The sequence below is a fragment of the Velazquezella soli genome, from assembly GCF_977018685.1.
Genome location: NZ_CDRNXF010000001.1, coordinates 304227 through 319294, shown reverse-complemented (window position 1 = coordinate 319294; position 15068 = coordinate 304227). Strand labels below are relative to the sequence as shown.

Genomic DNA, 15068 nt, shown 5'->3' with positions numbered 1-15068 from the left:
ACAATTGCTGCTCGCCTCGGCACTCTGGTCACCGATAGTCGGTGGAGAGGAGACTATGGATCGGAGATCGTCAAACGCTCTTATACGCTGTTAGCGCACCGGCACTCGCCGGTACGCTAATAAGGACTGCGGTCGATCGTGGAGAGAAGCCGCGAACGCGACAATCGCCATCATTATCGGCTAGGACATGGCAGCAAGCTCTGCCATGTCCGCTATCCCGTTTAGGGCTTGCCGATCTGTTCATTCTGCGCACCGCTGTCTGGACGCGCTGGTCCAAGAACGGGCTCTTCGCCCATCGGGACGTTCTGGAAGACGGAGAACTGTCCCTTGCCGTCCATCGACGGACCTTCATTCCAACGTGCCGGTGGAGGAACGGACCCATCCGTCGCGGTCGCGAAGAAATCGTAGTTGTGCGTCTGGTCTTCCTTTTCCTGCGGGAAGCTGTTGGGAATAGGAAGCGCACCTTCGTTGCCACCAAGCTCCTCAATGACTGCGAGCCACTGCTGCTGATGCATCGTGTCGCGTGCAATCATGAAATGCAGCATGTCCTTCATGCCATCGTCATGGGCAGCGTTGTAAAGCCGCGTTGCAAGCACGCGGCCCGTGCTTTCGGCAGCCACGTTGCAATACATGTCGGCCGCGAGGTTTCCGCTCGCGTAGATGTGGGACATGTCGAAAGGAACGCCCTCGGAATTGCCTGGGAAGGCCGCCATGCCTGTCGACAGGATATGGCGATGGAGCATTCCCTCAACCACGTGGCGTGGGTTCTCGCCGCCCATCACGGCACCAACAATACCGTCGGCCGCACCAGCTTCCGCAAGGCTTGCCGGGGCCTTGTCGAGGTTGAGCGCAACGGCTGTCGCAAGCATCTCGATGTGGCCGATTTCTTCGGTTGCCGTATGAAGCAGCATGTCACGGTATTTCGTAGTTGGACCGCGAGCGCCCCAGGCCTGGAAGAAGTATTGCATGCAAACTCGGATTTCGCCTTCGACGCCGCCGATGGCCTGCTGGAGCATGCGGGCAAAGATTGGGTCGGGCGAGTTGACCTTAACTGGATATCGTAGACGCTTGTCAAAGCTGAACATGATTTCTCCTTGAAAGGTTGGGACTGAAATCCGATTGGATAACGGATTGTGAACCACAACTTGGCGGAGATGTTCCTGCACTGGCGGTGCAGTCTTCGGCCTTGTACGGTTTCGGACGAACGACAGACCCTCTTATACGGTGATGCCTAGCGCGCCACCAACTTGCAGCCGCTACAGCGATTTTACCTTGGGCCTCTGTCGTGGTTTGAGCGTTAAACGCAATATACTTCACTTCGGCACTATGGCTTGCTTCGTAACGAGCAATTGTAGCGTTTTATCGACAATAGCACTGATTAAACTGGGCTGCTGATACGGGGTAAGGATCGCTAAGCGCGGGTTTCTGTCTGAAAACGTACCAACCAAAACAGCTTCTGGAAATCACGTGAAGCCTGCATCACAAGCCGTTGATCAAGTTTTGGAACAACGAGCCTCGGCTCTTCCTTTGGAGGAGATATGAACCTGCCTTCTCAGGAGAAAATGCGCAATCTTCTACTTCGCGCTGCTAGTCCCGACGCGTTCGCAACGATTGCACCTTATATGCAAGCAATCGAGCTTCCGCTCAGACTGACACTTGTTGAACAGGACGAGCCCAACCAGACGATCTGTTTTCTCGAGCGAGGGCTAGCCTCAGTTGTTGCCATCACGGCAGAGGATGAAATGGTAGAGGTCGGGCATATCGGATTTGAGGGCGCGACTGGATTGCATACTGCTCTTCATGCTACACAATCACCGTCCAAAACCTTTATGCAGGGCGAAGGACTAGGGTATCTTGTTCCCGTTTCAGTCGTCACTTCCGCTCTCGAAAGCATTCCAGAGTTCAGGGCTTTAATTCTGAGATACATTCACTCATGCAATATCCAATTGACTTACACGGCCCTCGCTAACGCCCGGTACAGCATCTACGAGCGATTGGCACGGTGGCTGCTGATGTGCCAGGACCGCCTCGGTGATGACCTCGGTCTAACGCATCAGTTCCTGTCGATCATGCTCGGTGTACGGCGATCCGGCATTACGGATCAGTTACATCTCTTGGAAGGGATTGGAGCGATCAGATCGACGCGGGGAAATATCCGCATCCTCAATCGTAGCAAATTGGAAGACATTGCTGGCGGTTGCTACGGCGTTGCGGAAAGAGAATATGAGCGGCTAATAGGCCAGCGACTGAGTTTTCATTAATTGTTTCGAGCCTCCTCTCCGATCGAACTAACCATGACAGGTAAGCGAGGGAATGAATGGGTTGCGCGCCTCGAGTTAGGAAAACGGCTGTCAGAAACCACGATTGAAGGAGTTTAAGGCCGCTTGGAAAGTGCGTCAGCAAACGGGACGACCGCCAGCAGTTCTCCTGCTTCGTCCCGGATTTCGACACGGCGCCCCGTCACATCATATCCTGCTCTAACTGCGTCGCTCATAATGGCGCGCGCATCTTTCTTCGCCTCCACTCGTGCTTCATCGATAGAAGCGAGCTCAGAGCCTTCAATGTCCGTTACGGTTTGCTGACCAACGAGGTCGAAGAAATAGCGGGGCATCAGCACCTCCAGCATGCCCAATCATCCTGCACCACCAAAGTTCCAGCCCCAATCGTAGCCGCCGTATCCCTTCAACGAGCTCCGGAACGCGATGCATCTAACCACCTAACTAGCAGGACTCTCTGCGCTACTTCTAGGAGAGTAGGTCCAGCGTTGCACGTGCCAACGCGTCAGGGTTGATGGGTTGCTCGTGTAGCGACTGGCCCGTAGATATTATCTGACTTAAGAGACGCGAATGGCGCATCCGCGCAATAAGCACTTTCCAGCCTTTTTTGACAACATGTTCACCGCACACCCCGCCGCAGCATCGTCATTAAGACATTATTGTGTACGATAAGGCTTGATCATCTGCCATCTTCCCAGGCGCAGATGGCTGAGAGATCATACTTGCTCTTGCCTGTGTAGGAGCATGAGATCGTTGGCCCGATATTTTTTCAACGTTCACGACGGCATATCAGTCGCCGATACGGTAGGCTCAGAGCATGCCGATATAGAAAGCGCGCGGAGCGAAGCGGTCGAGACTATTGCCGAGCGCTTACAGCGAACCATGCTGAAAAAGACGGATGTCTCCGCATGGCTGATGAACGTTGTTGATGAAAGTGGCTTCACCGTGATCGTTCTTTCGTTCACGGCTGCCGTCAAGATTATCGATCGGTCCGAAACGCCGACAGCAGAGATCGCCGCTTTTTAAAAAAAGTGAAGTTTCGCACAGCATCGGAATGCTGATCAATAAAGAGGTTTGGGCGTCACCCTATTCATGCGCGAGTTTTACGCTCGTTAACATGACGCGGCGCTTATTATCGCCACGTTAGATTGTGTCGGCTGTCTAAAACGATAAACTTTCAGCGTAGCAGCATCTGGAGCAAGAACTTCAACGTGCATCGGCCATTTGATCCGTTAGCCTCTCTTCGGCAACGCTGCAGTATAATGATGCCAGCAATGTCCCATTTCCTCTTGCGACGTAAGCCATCCCGCCTTTGCCGGATCCCGCGCTCATGCCCTCTTCGCTTTCTTGTAATTTTGGCGTGCGACTGCAATAAATTGATGACGTCACAACTCCTCGATACGGATGATCTCGAATTTGTCACGATGTCGAAAACAATATTGCAATCAACTACCTTAGTGAACAAAGACGTGGAGTGCGTCCGGCGCTGGCACATAAGCTAACGATTTCGTGGCCGGCTCTTGCGGGCAATTGTCAAAATCGTACAGTTCGTTCATTGCACTGGAGTAGTTTGCCGATCTGCGCCATAGTCTATGGATATCCTTCTATCCACACGATCCTTGAGTGCGGGCTCCTCCCCGTTGGAGACCGACATGACGATGATAGTAAGAACCGACATTCACAACCGGCTTCTTCAAGCGCTCGATCCGGAAGCATTTGATATGCTCCATTCTGGTATGGAGCGAGTTCAGCTGCCGCTGAGGACCGTTCTGGTAGAAAGTGATCAACCGACCGACCACGTGTTTTTTCTCGAAAGCGGACTTGCGTCCGTCGTCGCTAGAACGGTCGATGACGAAGCTATCGAGGTTGGGCATGTTGGCTGGGAAGGTCTGTGCGGGACGCATCGACTACTGAGGCTTGAGACAACGCCGAACCGTACCTTCATGCAGATCGAGGGACATGCGATCAAAGTCCCTGTGCAAGTTTTGTTCCGTTTGATCGAAGAAGACGTCAGATCCCGGGACTTGTTTCTGCATTATATCCACACTTGTGAGTTACAGCTCGCGCACTCAGCATTGGCTAACGGCAGGTACAATATGGTGGAGCGCTTGTCGCGCTGGCTGCTTATGTGCCATGATCGAATTCGCCACGACGATATGGCGCTCACTCACGAATTTTTGTCACTCATGCTAGGCGTACGGCGATCTGGCGTAACAGATAATCTGCATATTCTCGAAGGGATGCGGGCCATCAAGGCCACTCGAGGGCGTATCCTGATCCGCGACCGGGCCAAGCTTGAGGAGATTGCGGGCGGCTGTTACGGGTCGCCTGAGAAAGAATATGACCGCCTGATCGGAAGCAGATGAAGATCGGATCGAAGCAAATACGCCTCGGTCTGCTCGTAAATCACCTGCAAAAAGGGCGTTGGCGCAAACTACCAAGCCAAGTAGGACTCAAAACGGCGCTGATCGCTCAGGACCTTGAACTAATCGAGGCGCGAGGCGACGACCTCAGGCAACGTACTTACCGACTCACCGCGGTCGGTCAAGCCTATCTGCGAAAATCTAATCCCACCTAACGAGCAACACTGGCATGCTGGCGATCTGGAGCAACCAACCAGCGGGATCGATACGCTCGGTTGGTACTCGGCGAAGGTGCGCTTTCTGACCAAGCCGGACGTCCGCGCGTCGTAGGTGTATAGTAGTTACATCACAGCTAAAAGGATGGTCATGCTCATGCCCAACATTTTGCTACTGGAAGACGAGGCATTGATTGCGCTGGATGTAGAACGAACGTTTGCGGATGCAGAAATTGGACAAACGACAAGTTTTGCATCCTGCGTAGGAGCGCTCAGTTGGTTAAGGACGAATACGCCGGATGTTGCCGTTATAGATATTTTCCTAAGAGACGGCGAGTGTGATGAAGTTGCGGAAATACTGGTTGCCCGCGGGGTCCCACTTGTCATTCACAGCGCACGCAGGGGAGTGGCTAGCGACACCCACCGCGTGTTTTTGAACGGGACTTGGATCTGTAAACCTTCGGACCCCGACGAGCTGACGCGTGCGGTCAGGAACTGCCTCGCGAAGCCCGTGCAACGCCAGTCTGCGGCGACAAACGGGGAAAATCTGAAGGCTCGCAAAAGGCAAGCCTGGGGTCTTCACGCCTAATTACCTGTATTACAGTGGAACCAAGGACGAGCATAGGATTTGAAGCTCATCGGCGCCGATGTATGAGACGTGGCCCAACAGCGAATGCCGTAAGATGTCGCGCTAAGGTACAGTTCTCTACCTGCCGCAGAGTGCTCCAATGAACTCATGCTCGTAGAAATTGTGCGGCCTTCGTTCCGCCTCCGTTCCGTCATTGTTTTGTCTAGGTTAGCACTTCCTAATTTACTGGAGTGGTGTGCTACAACGACAATTGGTCGCCACCGCATTCGTGATCCGTATCTTCGGTGAATATCGCTTCCAACACCTTCAAGACTTGTGCCACTTCCGACGATGCGCAAGAGTAGTAGATCGTCTGAGCCACACGACGACAATGAACGAGTTTTGCCAGCCGCAACTTTTGTAGGTGCTGTGACAGCGCAGACTGGCTCAAGCCTACCTCAGCTGCGAGCAGCCCGACTGATATTTCATTGTTGATGATCAGCGACAGAATGATGAGACGTTTTTCGTTCGACATAACATCGAGAAGGCCAGCGGCTTTGGCGAGTGTTTGTTCATCCGGGGTATTCGCAAGCATAATCTCTTCCAGACCACACTGAGCTGTAGTAGCTTAGCACAACGACACAATTAAGGATAATATCGGCAGGAGCTTGAATATACAATTGGCCAAGCTAGGAATATCGGAAGTGTACGATTTCGCACTCCCGAGCCGAATTGAATAACTACCCCTGCACCTCAAGTAGCTTTCCGCAAACTCTGTCAGTGGCTAAGTCAGCTGGCTCATGAGGCGTTCTTCATCGAAATTTTAAGCTTGCTGCTGACGATTATTGTCTCGCCCGAACGGGGTACCAGAAGCCTTTGTAGATGGTCCGCACCTCTGGATCGCTCGAAGTTTTTCGTGGCTGGGTTAACTTGGTCTGAAGAACTCACCGCCCCTCGCCTTGAGCGGATTTAAACCGCGCCGGGTTTGCCGGAGGCTTCAACTTCTGAGAAAGTGGAGCGATCATGAGCAAAACAACTAACAAGTTTTCACCTGGAGTCCGTCAACATGCCATTCGTATGGTGCTGGATCGCGAAGCCGAGCACCCTTCGCGGTGGGCTGCCGTTTCATCTATCGCTGCCGAGATTGGCTGCTCGCCAGCCAGGATCGCGAAGGCGTCTTCGGTCGCTTCCGTCTTCCAAACGCCTTTCGTCGGTGATGAGGAAGGCGTGCTCGAGATCATCGAGCGCGCCAAGGTGGCGGGCTATGCCTAAATATGCGCCACCTATTCGTCGATCCGGCAATGGCGGGAACGAATGATGGAAGACCGGTTCTCGCTTCGTTACGAGGTCTCGCCCTCGAACTTCGGATTCGCATACTATTGCTCTTGAAAGGATTCGAACCTGCGACCTGCCAATCAGACATAATAGCTAACTGAATTATTGATTGATTTAACGTACGTGGATTGGTGGTGCGTCGTAATCGCCTGTCATGGAATACTCAATGCGCGGCGTCGGTGGGACCATGAACAGCGCGGAATTGGAAGAGCGACCAGAACAACAGGTAGGGGCGAGTAGCCCCACCAGCGTGCCCGCGACGTAAGCCGCGAGGGTCGCCTGCGGCAAAGTGGTTGCCTCCAGTTTCGCGAGCGATCTCGGTAACCGGGGGCAAAACGAGATCAATTCCGACGATGCCTAAGACAATCGCTCCCAGGGCTAGAGCTGTTTCTCTCTGACCGTCGCAAGCGTTGCGGCCTCACCTTCAAGTGCGAGGCAAGCTCTCGGCCAAGCGCCTTTGTCCGCGCCGAGCGCGGTCTGAAGCCAGGCGAGCGTAAGACGTCGTGTCGCTTCCAGCACGTCTGGTGCTTCAGTCTCTGTTTCCTTTGCGTCGAGAGCTGCAATGCCGCCAAGACCATGCCCGACCCCGTGCATCATCAACATTGCTTTGGCGCACGGTGCATCGTGAAATGCATCTGCATGCCACTCAGGACCACGGGTGGTAAAATGCGGATTGTCCATGTCACCGCAAACGACGAGGCTGAGTGTCGAGAGCGTCGAGAAGTCGACATCGAAGAACGGAAACCGGGCAGCACTCTCAGGCGTCATGTCCTTGCCACCGCGTCCTGGTGTTGTCAGGAGAACGCCCGCCGAGATGCGTGGATCGGAAAAATCCTCACCATCCACCTGCGCGCCCAGCAGGAGCCCGACGGTGTGGCCGCCAAAGGAATGGCCCACCGCGCCGATGCGAGTATGATCCATCCGGCCCGCAACGGCTGGAGTCTGCCGTTCAATCTCCGCCACTTGGTCGAGGATAGCCTTCATCTCCTCGGCACGCTCGCGCCAGAAGAACGGTGCGCCGGGTGAATTTGATGGCAGGCCGCCCACCCGCGAACTCGCATGCGTTGGCTGGATCACAACGAACCCTCTCTCCGCCCAGAACTAAACAAGGGGAGCGTAGCCGTCCTTAGACGGGATATAGTTGGATGGGCCGTAGCCATGCGACAGTAGCACGATGGGCAGCTTGTCGCCGTTTGCGGGCGCGGTCAGACGCAGTTCCAGAGGCTGGCGGCCCGGCATCGAAAGACGGATCGGCGTGTAGGCCACGGTCAGAGTGGCTTCGGGTGTGGAAATATGCTTTGCGAGATTGTTCAGATTGTTCATGGGTCTGGCCTTAAAGGGTAGGTTTCGGATGATGATGTTCAGGCGAGCAGATTGCCCGCTTCGCGGAACGCGGTTTCGGCGTCAGCGCCGGCGGGGATCATCATCGGCGCGTCGATCTCTGTCACAGACCGCCAGACCGCCTCTGCAACCGCATCCGCCGTGGTAACCTCAGTACCCGAACGCAGCTTCGTCAGGTAATCGCGGACGAAGACTTCGTAGGGCTCGGGGATTTCCATGCCCATGCGTGAGACGGCATTTTTGCCGAAGCCGGTCGTCGGCGCCGAGCCAGGCAAAACAAGTTTGGCGCGGATGCCGAACAGAGCTGCCTCGAGCGCGAGGCTCTCCGTAAAAGCGTTGAGGGCCGCTTTGCTGGCACTGTAGACCGAGAGCGCGGGCAGCGGCCTCACCGTGACAGTAGAGCTGACGTTAACGATGACGCCTGAGCGACGGTTACGCATTTGCGGAAGAACAGCTTTGGTTATCGCCATCGCACCGAACACGTTCGTTTCGAACAGCTCCCGGATCTTCGACATCTCCGTACCTTCAAGCACATTGAGCATGCCGACGCCCGCGTTGTTGACCAGAGCATCGATCGTGCCGGCGGCTTCGACCGCCTTCGCAATGCTGTCCGCGCTGGTGACATCGAGCGGCAGGATTGCGAGCCGGTCGTTCGAGGGGAGAAGGTCGTTTCGGGGCGTGCGCATGGTCGCGATCACGTCCCACCCGGCCTCCAAGAATTTCTGTGCGATGGCGAGGCCGAAACCGGACGAGCAACCGGTGATAAGAGTCTTTGGCATGTTCCGTCTCCTGACTTTTAACCAGCCTGAAAGATGGACCTTAGAAACTGGACCTTCTATACGCATATGTCCACGAGTGTTTAGCAAAAGTCCGAACTGATGACCGACCCGGTTGCGGAAGTTGTTTCCTTGTTGAAGCCGAGCCCGTCGATCTCAAAGCTTGTCACGGGCGGCGGTCAGTGGTTGGTTGAGCGCACGGAACTCGGGAGTCCCTTCTACTGCGCTGTCGTCGAAGGCCACTGCCTGATGACGATCGCCGGTCGTAAGCCAATGGTGCTCACTGCGGGTGACTTCGTCCTGGTCCCGAAGATCTTCTCGTTCACGATGAGCAGCATGGAGCCGCCGCCACGCGGCGCCCTTGCTCAGCGTCTGGAGATCAGCCCCGGTGTCTTTCGCCTGGGCGACCCCGAAGCACCGGCAGAGATCAAGGCCCTGGTCGGACACTGTGCTTTCGGCTCGGATGACAGGGCTCTTCTCGTATCGCTGCTGCCAGAAGTCATCCATGTCCAAGGTGAAGATCGACTGATGGCTCTGGTCAAGATGATAAACGAGGAGACGAGGGCTGACCGGGTCGCGCGCGAGATGGTGCTTCACCGGCTGCTGGAGGTTCTGTTTATCGATGCCCTACGATCGGTCGCAAGTGCCAAAGCGCCGCCGGGCCTGTTGCGTGGCATGGCCGATCCGCTGCTGGCGCCGACCTTGCGCCGGATCCATGCAGATCCGGGGCGAAGCATGACGGTGGAAACGCTTGCGAGGGAAGCCACGATGTCTCGTTCGACTTTCTTCGATCGTTTCCGCAAAGAGGTTGGGGTCGCGCCGATGGAATACGCGACCGGATGGCGCATGGCACTGGCAAAAGAGTTCCTTCGCGAAGATATGGCCATGGCCGACATCGCCCAGCGCGTCGGCTATGGATCGACAAGCGCATTCAGCGTTGCCTTCAATCGGCATGTGGGAATGCCGCCTGGGGCGTATTCTCGCGCAGTTGCTGCTGCGGCTTAACGCGTCCGACCTTCACCCGCCGCTATAGGCGGCCAGCTCTTCAGGTGTTCCCTTGGGAAAAGCCTGCTTCAGGAAATCGAGAAAGGCAGAGACCCGCGCGCTCAGGAGACGCCGCGACGGGTAGAGCGCCCAGAGCGCGATCTCGGATCTTTCGATGTCGCCCCAGTGCTGCAATGTCCCATCAGCGATATCGTGGCTCACCAGCGAGATCGGCAGGCGTGCGGCCCCGACGCCTGCCCTCACCGCGTCGCGAACCATGATGAGGGACGACAGGACGAGGACGGGATCGACCCTGATCTTAGCAGGCCCTTTGGGGTTCATGACAGTCCAGGTCTCCTGGCTTCCCCCACCCCGGACGACACACGGGACTAACTGACCGTCCTGGGGTCGGGCGAGATCGGGACCTGCGACGACAACTAGGCGATCATGCAGAAAAGCTCGACCGACAAGGCTTTCGTCAGGCGCCGGGTTGACGCGGATGACAAGGTCATACCCTTCCTCGATCATGTCGACGGCGCGATCTTCCGTGGTGATCTCAAGTCTGACATCCGGGTATTTCAGCGCGAAGCCTGCCGCGATCTTGCCCATGGCGGTCTGCGACAAGAGGAGCGGCGCACTGATCCGCAATCGGCCACGGGGCTTTTCCGCACCGGAAGCGATCATCGCCGCAGTCTCGTCCAGCTCCGTCAGCAGGATGGCGGTTCGCTCGTACAGCGCCCGCCCTTCTTCCGTGAGCATGAGTGTGCGTGCGCCGCGTTCGAACAGCCGAAGCTGGAGTGCGCCTTCCAATTCCGTGACGCGTCGCGACAGTGTTGCCTTCGGCCGTCCGGTGGCACGGGCCGCTTTGCCAAAGCCGCCATGGCGGGCGACAAGGTTGAAATCGGCAAGAGCAAGCAAGTCCATGACTGTTCCACCTATGAGACGGCGTGTCCAAACTAGTCATCTATCGGATCATCAGTGAACCATCCATATTCGGGGTGTCAAGCAAACAAATCCGGAGACACTCCCATGACCATTCTCGTTACCGGCGCCACAGGCAATATCGGCGCGCAAGTCATCCAGCACCTTGTCAACAAAGGCGCCGACGTTCGTGCGCTCGTTCGCGATCCGTCCAAGGCGAACTTCCCGACCGGCGTTGCCGTTGTGAAGGGCGACTTCCTAGATGTAGACTCACTGCGCAGCGCATTCGAAGGCGTCACTACGCTCTTTTTGCTCAACGCTGTCGTACCGGACGAATTCACCCAGGCTCTGATCGCACTCAACCTGGCACGCTCGGCTGGCATCGAACGGATCGTCTACCTGTCGGTGATCCACGCCGATGTCTACGTCAACGTTCCGCATTTCGCCAGCAAGTTCGCCGTCGAGCGGATGATCGAGCAGCTGGGCATGAACGTCACGATCCTGCGCCCAGCCTATTTCATCCAGAACGACGTAGCGATCAAGGACGTCATCACAGGCTACGGTGTCTACCCGATGCCGGTCGGCGACAGGGGCCTTGCCATGATCGATGTGCGTGACATCGCGGAGATCGCCGCCCTCGAACTGCTGCGTCGTGAACAGGCGCCTCAAGCGCTTCCTACCAATCGCATCAACCTTGTCGGTCCTGACACACTCACTGGCACGGACATCGCTGCTATCTGGTCGGACGTTCTTGGCCGACAGATCAACTACGGCGGCGGCGATACGGCGGCTTTTGAGCAAAACCTCAAGCAGTTCATGCCGCCCTGGATGGCCTACGACATGCGTATGATGGGTGAACGCTTCCTGACCGACGGCATGCTGCCCGAGGGCGGTGACGTCGAGCATCTGACGACACTCCTCGGACGTCCACTCCACTCCTATCGCGAATTTGCCAAGGCAACCGCAGCGGCTGCTTGATGCAAGCCGCCCCACCATTTTGAAACAAGGACACCCGTCATGATCTATTCAACCGCCACTGTTCCCGTAAATCCTGAAGGCGAAACCACGCTCACCCGAGAGCAAGTCTGGAAAGGCCTTGAACTAAAAGCGCGCGACGCGCGGCTGTTTCTTCCGCCCGGTCTCTGCACCCGCTGCGACGTCGTCGAGGAAAGCGCGACGCATTTCGTTCGCGAAGCTACGATCGCGGGCTTTGAAATCAGGGAAATCATCACTTTGGAGCCGCAGAGCAAGGTGACGTTCTTCCAGGCAACCGGCCCTCGCGAGGGCGCCATCATCAACGAACTGTTCGAGGATGAAGCCGGCGCGCTGCAGCTGAAATTCTACTGCTACCTCGGGCTGCGCGGCAAAGAACCTGGCGGACCTGAAGAGCAGGCCGAACAGGGGCAGTTCGACAGCGACAAGGGATACAGATCGGCCCTGCTGTCTACGCTCAAACAGACCCGCGAGCTCTTGGCAGGGGGGAAGCTCTGATTTCTGCCATCATCAAAACCAATCGGGCGGCCTCGTGAGAGGCGCCCCAGCCTTTTACAGGGCCAGTCCTATGCTTACCTCAGGGTGAGCCCTACCCGCCTTGAACCAATCCGAACCGACGACCAGTCAGTTGATCGGCATCAAGGTACTGAAGCTAGGTGATAATCTTTTTCATATCGGGCGACGGCGAATGAACAGTTCGGATCTTATCCAAGGTCACAAGATCGCGGTGCGAACGCAAAAATGGTGGCCGGCTGCGATGAGATCGACATTCCGGAAACTGCTACCTTGTCGGTACTGGCACTCGCAAGCCAGCCATTCATTGGGGAAACAAGTACTCCCCCAATCGAAGCCGATATGGTTACTGCGGGCTCACAACGAGCATCATGCTCAAGCAACACTGTTCGATAGAAACTTCGCAGTTACGTTCGCAATCCATGAATGGCTTGTCGAACCCAATCGAGTCTCCGTTGCGGAATAAGCCCGTAGTTGTAAAAGTTAATGCCATCGGCGCCGCCATCGATTGCCGCTCGTGCGCGCGCCGCAAGTGCCTCAGCCGAGGTGACTTCGGGATAAAACACCCGAAATCCGGCTCCGAGATACTTTTCTGGTCCGAGAGCAGTACGACCGGCCTGCATCAGGTCTGACACGGCGTCCGGCTCCATGGAGTAGCAGCACAGGATCGCACCGTCGCAGATCATGCCGACTGCGGCGAGATCGACGCCGCCGAGCCAGCCGTCTTTAAGGTCGATGAGAACAATGCGCGTTGCCGGATCGGCCGCGGCGCGGATCTCCGCCACGAGGCTCGTGACCGGCTCCGTACGCCAGCTGAGGTAACTATACAGGTCGGGCCAGGCACGGAAGGCATCGATGCCCTCCGCCGGGAAACCGGGAACCTGCGCCTCCGGCACCTCCCGCTCGCAAAGCTCGGCGATAAACCGCTTCACCGTGTCGCGTGCTCCTTCAACCGCAACACCCGCCTTTTGCGCCCGCGCCATGCAATGATCGCAGAAGCAGAGAGACATGAAAAAGTCATCCTCCGGCAAAAGCCCGACGCCGTCTTTTTCGTGATGATACTCGTGCGCGAAACCCATGAAACTCGGGCTTTCGAGCTCCACCATGTCGGGTTTGTAGCTCTGCGTAATCTCGGCGACCATAGTCACGACATAGTCGCGGGCGGCCGGGCTCGACGGGCAGAGATTGTAATAGTTGGCGTTGCCGAAGGCGTTGCGCGTCACATGTTCCGGATGGAGCATGCCGAGGCGCGTGTTGTGCAGGCAGACTGTCCAGCAGGAAACTTTCATGCCGCCGGTCGCCCGTGCCTGCTTCAGTGCCGCCAGCATGTCACCGCGCTCGGTCACATTCTGGGCCATCAGCGGCCGGATTTCCTTTCCGACCCAGGTCGCGTCCTGCGGACGATAGTAGACCGTACCGTCTTCGGGAAAATATGCCTTCTGAAGCGGACTGCGCGGCTGGAGGAACCGCCCCGCATGATAGGAGGTCGCGAGACTGATGCTGTTGAGACCGGCGCGGTCTCGCAGTTCGGCGGTGGCTTCGACAAGTCCCTGGTCCTGAAGGTCCCAGGGATAGGTCCACATGGAAAGATGCATGGCGCTGCCTTTCGTCCGTTGAAATGAAGTCCACAAGGTAGGATCGAATGGCCCAGTCAGCCATCGATCGGCTCGGCCACCTGAATGAGGCAATCGCCTGCCTGGCTGTCGCAATGCAACCGGCTCGAAATGACGACGCCGCCTTCGGCAAAAAGCAGCGCCTCCTCAGGTTGATCCAAACGCTCGAGGTCGTGATACCAGCCTGCAATGTCCCCTTGAAGGACGGCAGCGCCGAGCCGGACGGCCGGCTCGAACCAGCCGCGTCGCTCCGCATAAATACCCTGACTATGGCGTGACAGGGACAGCAGTTGCAGGGGACCCGGTGCTGGCAAAGGTTTTCTCGACAGGATCGGCCCGTCAACGATCCCGAGTGTCAGCAAAAGGCGGTCGATGGCGCAAGCTGTAAACGCCATGCTATCCGGAGTGACCGTTCCACCGCCGCCAAATTCGCCCGAGAGCCCGATCGCGCCGGCACGGCTGGCGGCACCCATCGATGTCGGCGCGGACTGACCATTGTCGGCGATAAAGGCATGGGAACCGCCCATGGCGGCTAGAAGTTCGGCCGAGCGCCTGAAGCGAGCGTCATCCGCCTGTCGCTCAATCAGGGTGCAGGGGAGATGCGCCATGGATGTGCCGCCCGAATGAAGATCGAGGACAATGTCGTGGAAGGGAAAGAGCTGTGTCTCGAGAAAGTGCGCTAGGCGCGCTGTCGGCGTGCCGAAGGGATCGCCGGGAAACGCGCGGTTGAGATTGCCGCCGTCAAACGGCGAGCAGCGTTTTGCCGCCATGACCGCCGGCACGTTGGCAATTGGCAGGATGGTCATGGCACCCCTGATCTTTGACGGCTCGAGGCGCCGGATCAGGCGCGCCAACTGAAGTTCACCTTCATACTCGTCGCCGTGATTGCCTGCCATAAGCAGGATGCTCGGCCCCTCGCCGTTCTTCAGGCGCAGGACGGGAATACGGATCTGGTAGTAGGGCGAACGGTCGATCGAAAAAGGGATCGCGAGAAAGCCGGCCTGTCGGCCCTCTTTCGCAAGATCGATCGGATTGACGAGGCCACTGTGCATTTTGTCTCCAGTCTAACAGCGCAAAAAGGGGGCGCGCCGCGGCGTATGTTGAAGGTCGACCCATGCGTTCAAGACGCTCGGTCATTCCGCCAGGCGTCGAGTCTCCGACGAAAGAAAT

The 15068-nt window shown here is 57.0% G+C and carries 13 protein-coding genes and 2 pseudogenes; 7 read left to right on the top strand and 8 right to left on the bottom strand.

Annotated features, from left to right (window positions below; translation table 11 throughout):
• Positions 1-221: 221 nt before the first annotated feature.
• On the bottom strand, positions 222-1085 hold the full coding sequence (locus tag AC0JZ8_RS01585) for a manganese catalase family protein (protein ID WP_471891463.1): 864 nt from the start codon (positions 1083-1085) through the stop codon (positions 222-224).
• 453 nt (positions 1086-1538) lie between these two features.
• On the opposite strand from AC0JZ8_RS01585, the gene AC0JZ8_RS01580 reads away from it, so the two are divergent.
• Entirely contained in the window at positions 1539-2261 is a 723-nt protein-coding gene (locus AC0JZ8_RS01580; RefSeq protein WP_113165901.1) for a Crp/Fnr family transcriptional regulator, read from the top strand.
• Between the two features lie 113 nt (positions 2262-2374).
• On the opposite strand, the gene AC0JZ8_RS01575 is transcribed toward AC0JZ8_RS01580, so the two are convergent.
• Positions 2375-2626 (bottom strand): DUF6894 family protein, encoded by a 252-nt coding sequence (locus tag AC0JZ8_RS01575; RefSeq protein WP_249407690.1) that lies wholly within the window; start codon positions 2624-2626, stop codon positions 2375-2377.
• 403 nt (positions 2627-3029) lie between these two features.
• Here AC0JZ8_RS01575 and AC0JZ8_RS01570 point away from each other — a divergent pair, with 403 nt between their 5' ends.
• Positions 3030-3302, top strand: coding sequence for a DUF6894 family protein (locus tag AC0JZ8_RS01570; RefSeq protein WP_192088226.1), 273 nt, complete (start codon positions 3030-3032; stop codon positions 3300-3302).
• 626 nt (positions 3303-3928) lie between these two features.
• Positions 3929-4642 (top strand): Crp/Fnr family transcriptional regulator, encoded by a 714-nt coding sequence (locus AC0JZ8_RS01565; RefSeq protein ID WP_471891462.1) that lies wholly within the window; start codon positions 3929-3931, stop codon positions 4640-4642.
• 1039 nt (positions 4643-5681) lie between these two features.
• On the opposite strand, the gene AC0JZ8_RS01560 is transcribed toward AC0JZ8_RS01565, so the two are convergent.
• The gene (locus tag AC0JZ8_RS01560; RefSeq protein ID WP_471891461.1) at positions 5682-6017 is read right to left on the bottom strand and encodes an ArsR/SmtB family transcription factor; all 336 of its coding nucleotides are present in this window, start codon (positions 6015-6017) and stop codon (positions 5682-5684) included.
• Between the two features lie 428 nt (positions 6018-6445).
• Here AC0JZ8_RS01560 and AC0JZ8_RS01555 point away from each other — a divergent pair.
• Positions 6446-6577, top strand: a pseudogene (locus AC0JZ8_RS01555) (IS3 family transposase); the annotation flags it as partial.
• A 558-nt stretch (positions 6578-7135) separates the two neighbouring features.
• Here AC0JZ8_RS01555 and AC0JZ8_RS01550 read toward each other — a convergent pair.
• Positions 7136-8080, bottom strand: a pseudogene (locus AC0JZ8_RS01550) (alpha/beta hydrolase family protein).
• Positions 8081-8118: 38 nt separating this feature from the next.
• Entirely contained in the window at positions 8119-8877 is a 759-nt protein-coding gene (locus AC0JZ8_RS01545; protein WP_471891460.1) for an SDR family oxidoreductase, read from the bottom strand.
• A gap of 99 nt (positions 8878-8976) precedes the next feature.
• On the opposite strand from AC0JZ8_RS01545, the gene AC0JZ8_RS01540 reads away from it, so the two are divergent.
• Positions 8977-9879 (top strand): AraC family transcriptional regulator, encoded by a 903-nt coding sequence (locus AC0JZ8_RS01540; RefSeq protein ID WP_471891459.1) that lies wholly within the window; start codon positions 8977-8979, stop codon positions 9877-9879.
• Positions 9880-9891: 12 nt separating this feature from the next.
• Here AC0JZ8_RS01540 and AC0JZ8_RS01535 read toward each other — a convergent pair whose 3' ends face one another.
• Positions 9892-10782 carry a LysR family transcriptional regulator gene (locus AC0JZ8_RS01535; protein WP_471891458.1) on the bottom strand — a complete coding sequence of 297 codons (891 nt, stop codon included), beginning with the start codon at positions 10780-10782 and terminating at the stop codon, positions 9892-9894.
• A gap of 105 nt (positions 10783-10887) precedes the next feature.
• On the opposite strand from AC0JZ8_RS01535, the gene AC0JZ8_RS01530 reads away from it, so the two are divergent.
• On the top strand, positions 10888-11757 hold the full coding sequence (locus AC0JZ8_RS01530; RefSeq protein ID WP_471891457.1) for an SDR family oxidoreductase: 870 nt from the start codon (positions 10888-10890) through the stop codon (positions 11755-11757).
• Between the two features lie 39 nt (positions 11758-11796).
• Complete coding sequence (locus AC0JZ8_RS01525) at positions 11797-12270, top strand: SRPBCC family protein (RefSeq protein ID WP_471891456.1); 474 nt, start codon at positions 11797-11799, stop codon at positions 12268-12270.
• 422 nt (positions 12271-12692) lie between these two features.
• Here the strand turns inward: AC0JZ8_RS01525 and AC0JZ8_RS01520 are convergent, their stop codons facing one another.
• Positions 12693-13880 (bottom strand): hypothetical protein, encoded by a 1188-nt coding sequence (locus AC0JZ8_RS01520; protein WP_471891455.1) that lies wholly within the window; start codon positions 13878-13880, stop codon positions 12693-12695.
• A 56-nt stretch (positions 13881-13936) separates the two neighbouring features.
• Positions 13937-14950, bottom strand: coding sequence for a succinylglutamate desuccinylase/aspartoacylase family protein (locus AC0JZ8_RS01515; protein ID WP_471891454.1), 1014 nt, complete (start codon positions 14948-14950; stop codon positions 13937-13939).
• Between the last annotated feature and the right edge of the window lie 118 nt (positions 14951-15068).